Consider the following 4,309-nt stretch of genomic DNA (forward strand, 5'->3'; position numbering starts at 1 on the left):
AATTAACTAAAAATCAGATGAAAAGGCAATCTATTAAGCGGCTCAGAAAAAATGCTGGATGGGATGATTCTATTTTAACCACTATCTTATCTCAAAATTTTTCATGAGGTGACCCTGTATAAAGAAAATAGCTTAAGGAAATATTACCGGTGAAAAACTAGAAAGAATGGGAATAACCCGCAAATCTAAATTTGCGGGTTTGCAAGAATTATAATTTTTCAGAGTGTTGTGCTAAATATTCAGCAACCCCTTGAGGAGATGCTTTCATGCCGGCATCACCTTTTTTCCAACCAGCAGGACAAACTTCCCCATGCTCTTCGAAATATTGTACAGCATCAATAGTACGCAGAAGTTCATCGACATTACGGCCTATCGGCAGATCATTCACAATTTGTGCACGAACCATACCTTGAGTATCAATAATAAAGGCACCACGGAAGGCAACACCAGCCACAGGGTGCTCAACCCCATAAGATTGGCAAATGCTATGAGTCATATCAGCCGCCATAGTGTAACGAACCTGGCCAATTCCGCCATTTTGTACTGGAGTATTGCGATAAGCGTTGTGAGTAAAATGAGAGTCGATAGAAACAGCAACCACTTCCACATTGCGTGATTTAAACTCATCCATACGATGGTCCAGGGCAATTAATTCAGAAGGACATACAAAGGTAAAATCTAAAGGATAAAAAAATACTAGCCCATATTTGCCTTTTAAATGCTCATGTAAATTGAATTTATCGACAATTTCGCCATTTCCTAGCACAGCAGCTACCGTAAAATCAGGTGCTTTACGACCAACTAAAACGCTCATCTCATTATCTCCGTTAAAATGCAGGAACTTAACCTGCTTATTATTATTGCTTACGCGGCAACAGCATCACGCAGTATAGTCTCTAACTCACCTTGTTGGAACATTTCGGCAATGATATCCGAGCCGCCAATTAATTCCCCTTTCACAAATAATTGGGGAAAAGTAGGCCAATCAGAAACTTGCGGCAACATTTGGCGAATGTCTGGGTTAGCAAGAATATCGACATAGGCAAAATCAACCCCACAGGCTTCGATACATTGAACCGCACGAGCAGAAAAACCACATTGGGGCATCTTAGGCGTGCCTTTCATATAAAGAATAATTGCATTGTCTGCAATTTGATTTTTAATTTTATCTAAAGTATCCACGAATGCACCTTAATGTTTGAAATAAAATGTAGCAATTATGGCGAAAACATAATAAAGCCGCAACTAATGTTTGTCTTAGGAAGCAAATTACATTTAGACCACAGCAAAATGAGCTAATATTATACATTAATTTTATAAAAAATAATAATCTAGCTGAAAATATGCGCGTTAATCACAATTTTTCCACAGATCCGCATTAGGGGCTCAACCATAACTAAGCGCCTCATCTGCATTACAACTAAGCATCTTGCTTATTAATTAACGTCAAACCCAAAAACCGGCCAGAAAATCCAGTAAGTGTGGATTGAATATCATGCTCTTCCTGCTACACTTAACACACTTTAATGTTTTGTAATTAGGGAGAATAATCATGACCTTTACTTTACCAGAACTACCTTATAGTAAAGATGCTTTAGCACCACATATTTCAGCAGAAACACTTGAATACCACTACGGCAAACATCATCAAACCTATGTGACCAATTTAAACAAACTTATTGCTGGGACTGAATTTGAGTCAATGAGCCTTGAAGATATTATAAAAAAAGCTAAAGGTGGTGTGTTTAATAATGCGGCACAAGTCTGGAACCATACTTTCTATTGGCATTGTCTAAGCCCTAAAGGTGGTAATGAGCCTAGCGGCAAATTAGCCGAAGCTATTAATAAGCATTTTGGCTCTTTTGCGAACTTTAAAGAACAATTTACCCAAACCGCCATTACCACGTTTGGTTCAGGATGGGCCTGGCTAGTTCAAGATGCGGCTGGCGACTTAAAAATTATCAGTACCAGCAATGCCGGAACACCCATGACAGAAGGACTCACTGCACTTTTAACCTGTGATGTCTGGGAGCATGCTTATTATATTGACTACCGGAATGCACGCCCTAATTATGTTAATGCTTTTTGGGCTTTAGTAAACTGGGAATTTGTAAGTAGCAATATGCGTTAAAACTTAAGACAGCAGGGAGAGAGTTAATGGCTTTAATTACCAGTTATAATCCCATGCCCATTACCTTTACCCATGGTAAAGGTGTATGGTTGTATGATGAACAAGGCAAGGAATACCTCGATGGTCTCAGTGGAATAGCAGTTTGTGGATTAGGTCATGCTCACCCTGAGGTCACTAAAACTATCCAAGAACAAGCAGCAAAACTTCTACATACATCCAATACCTTCCATATTAAAGAACAAGAGCTGCTTGCCGAAAAGCTTACTAAAATGACCGGTATGGAACAGGTATTCTTCGCTAACTCTGGCGCCGAAGCCAATGAAGCGGCAATCAAACTTAGTCGCTTATATGGTCATAAAAAAGGGATTGAGACACCATCGGTAATCGTCATGGAACGTGCTTTTCATGGCAGAACTATGGCCACTTTAACCGCCTCAGGAAGCCGGAAGGTTCAAGCCGGTTTTGAACCCTTAGTGCCTGGTTTCATCCGCGCACCGTTTAATGATTTAGATGCCATCCATACTATTGCCGCCAATAGAGAAGATGTGGTTGCTGTAATGTTAGAACCCATCCAGGGTGAAGGCGGTATTTATGCAGCAGAGGAAGGCTATCTACGGGCGGTGGCCCAACTTTGCGAACAGCATGACTGGTTATTGATCTTAGACGAAATCCAAACAGGTAATGCCCGAACCGGAAAGCTATTTTCTTGCATGCATTATAGCATCCAGCCCGATGTCTTAACTACGGCTAAAGGCCTTGGTAATGGTGTACCTATTGGCGCCTGCTTAATGAGTAAAAAAGCCATTGATTTATTTAAACCAGGCAATCATGGCTCCACTTTTGGCGGCAATCCTTTGGCCTGTGCAACCGCATTGACCGTACTTGAAGTTATTGAGCGTGATAAAATTTGTGAACGCGTGACTAAAAACAGCAGCCTCTTAATGAATAAACTCATTAATGCGCTGGGCGAGCATCCCAATGTAAAAGCGATTCGCGGCAAAGGGTTTATGATTGGGATTGAATTAGACAGGCCGGCCACCGATATGCGGACCCTTGGTTTAAAGCACGGCGTTTTATTTAATATTACCGCCGATACTGTGGTTCGCCTCTTACCGCCCCTAATTATCAATGAAGAAGAAATAAGTGAGTTGGTACTTAGGCTCACAACAACCATTAATGAGTTTACAGGCCATTAATTATTGCTGGTTTTCCCCTTTGATTTGCGCGTTAAATTAAGCGCGCAAAGCCTAAGATGGAAAACGTAAATGGTTTAAATAACGGCTAACACGCAGGGCTTCATTAGTAAAAAGCCAACTGACCTCTCTATTCAGTTCACGATATAAGCTATTCTTTGAATTAACGAAACCAACTCCCGTTGCCTGTTGAGCATTAAGTAATTTCTTCCTTTTTTTATTGGTTAACAATAAATAATTACCCAATACCCCGCCATAGGGTTTCCTAAGACTTAAATCGCAAAACTCTTGGACGTTATTATGTCCTGCTACTAACAATAAAGCCTCGCCAGGAAGACTATCTAAACCTTCATAAAAATCCGGATTTAACGTTAATAAATGATAATGCTTAATGGGCTCACAGGCGCTTAAGGCATTTAATAAAGCTTGGGGGTTTTTTACGGCAATTTTCAATTCAATAAATAAATGTAAGGAGGCGCCATAGAGGGCAATCACTTCCGCTAAGGATGGGATTTCAGGCACTAAGGCCCTTAATTCAATAAAATTTACCTCCTCAATATTGACCTCTTTTTGCCATAAACGACTTAAATCGGGATCATGATTAATGACAAAGACTCCATCGGCTGTTGCATGGACATCAAACTCTATCCCCCAACAGCCTAAATCTTGGGCCCGTTGGAACGCTTGGTGGGTATTCTCAAAAATACTCTTGTTATTATCATGAGCTCCACGATGAGCGATCAATAGGCCGTTATTGGCTTGATAAGCTGAAGGCCTAACCCGCGGTAAGCTTGCAAAAATGCCATCAACAATCTTTTCGGTAAAATCAATTAGCACACGTAGATCCTCATTTAAAAAAATATCTTATTTACTCATGTTACGCACGGTCAATTTTAAGCTGCCATATTTTTAAGCTCCTGCCAAGCAATCTGGTTCGCTCTAAGAATCAATTTGTACTTAATAGCAAAGTGATTTAAATGAGTTT

At 40.3% G+C, this 4,309-nt stretch carries 5 protein-coding genes; 2 read left to right on the forward strand and 3 right to left on the reverse strand.

What is annotated here, in order from left to right; translation table 11 throughout:
- Nucleotides 1-208: 208 nt before the first annotated feature.
- Both ELY15_RS13940 and grxD read right to left on the reverse strand, forming a co-directional pair.
- Nucleotides 209-814: a peroxiredoxin gene (locus ELY15_RS13940; RefSeq protein WP_127101074.1), complete on the reverse strand. Its 606-nt coding sequence runs from the start codon at nucleotides 812-814 to the stop codon at nucleotides 209-211.
- 50 nt (nucleotides 815-864) lie between these two features.
- Nucleotides 865-1,182, reverse strand: coding sequence for a Grx4 family monothiol glutaredoxin (gene grxD / locus ELY15_RS13945; protein ID WP_127101076.1), 318 nt, complete (start codon nucleotides 1,180-1,182; stop codon nucleotides 865-867).
- Nucleotides 1,183-1,552: 370 nt separating this feature from the next.
- On the opposite strand from grxD, the gene sodB reads away from it, so the two are divergent.
- Nucleotides 1,553-2,131 (forward strand): superoxide dismutase [Fe], encoded by a 579-nt coding sequence (sodB, locus tag ELY15_RS13950; protein WP_127101078.1) that lies wholly within the window; start codon nucleotides 1,553-1,555, stop codon nucleotides 2,129-2,131.
- Nucleotides 2,132-2,157: 26 nt separating this feature from the next.
- Entirely contained in the window at nucleotides 2,158-3,327 is a 1,170-nt protein-coding gene (locus tag ELY15_RS13955; protein ID WP_127101080.1) for an aspartate aminotransferase family protein, read from the forward strand.
- Between the two features lie 51 nt (nucleotides 3,328-3,378).
- Here ELY15_RS13955 and ELY15_RS13960 read toward each other — a convergent pair whose 3' ends face one another.
- On the reverse strand, nucleotides 3,379-4,161 hold the full coding sequence (locus ELY15_RS13960) for a glycerophosphodiester phosphodiesterase family protein (protein ID WP_127101081.1): 783 nt from the start codon (nucleotides 4,159-4,161) through the stop codon (nucleotides 3,379-3,381).
- Nucleotides 4,162-4,309 lie beyond the last annotated feature (148 nt).

Origin of the sequence: Legionella sp. km772 (assembly GCF_003989735.1) — a bacterium.
GTDB lineage: Bacteria > Pseudomonadota > Gammaproteobacteria > Legionellales > Legionellaceae > Legionella.

Excerpts from the sequence above, each read along its gene's own strand:
- ELY15_RS13940 (WP_127101074.1), bottom strand. The coding sequence starts at position 814 with ATGAGCGTTTTAGTTGGTCGTAAAGCACCTGATTTTACGGTAGCTGCT.
- sodB (WP_127101078.1), top strand. The coding sequence starts at position 1,553 with ATGACCTTTACTTTACCAGAACTACCTTATAGTAAAGATGCTTTAGCA.
- ELY15_RS13955 (WP_127101080.1), top strand. The coding sequence starts at position 2,158 with ATGGCTTTAATTACCAGTTATAATCCCATGCCCATTACCTTTACCCAT.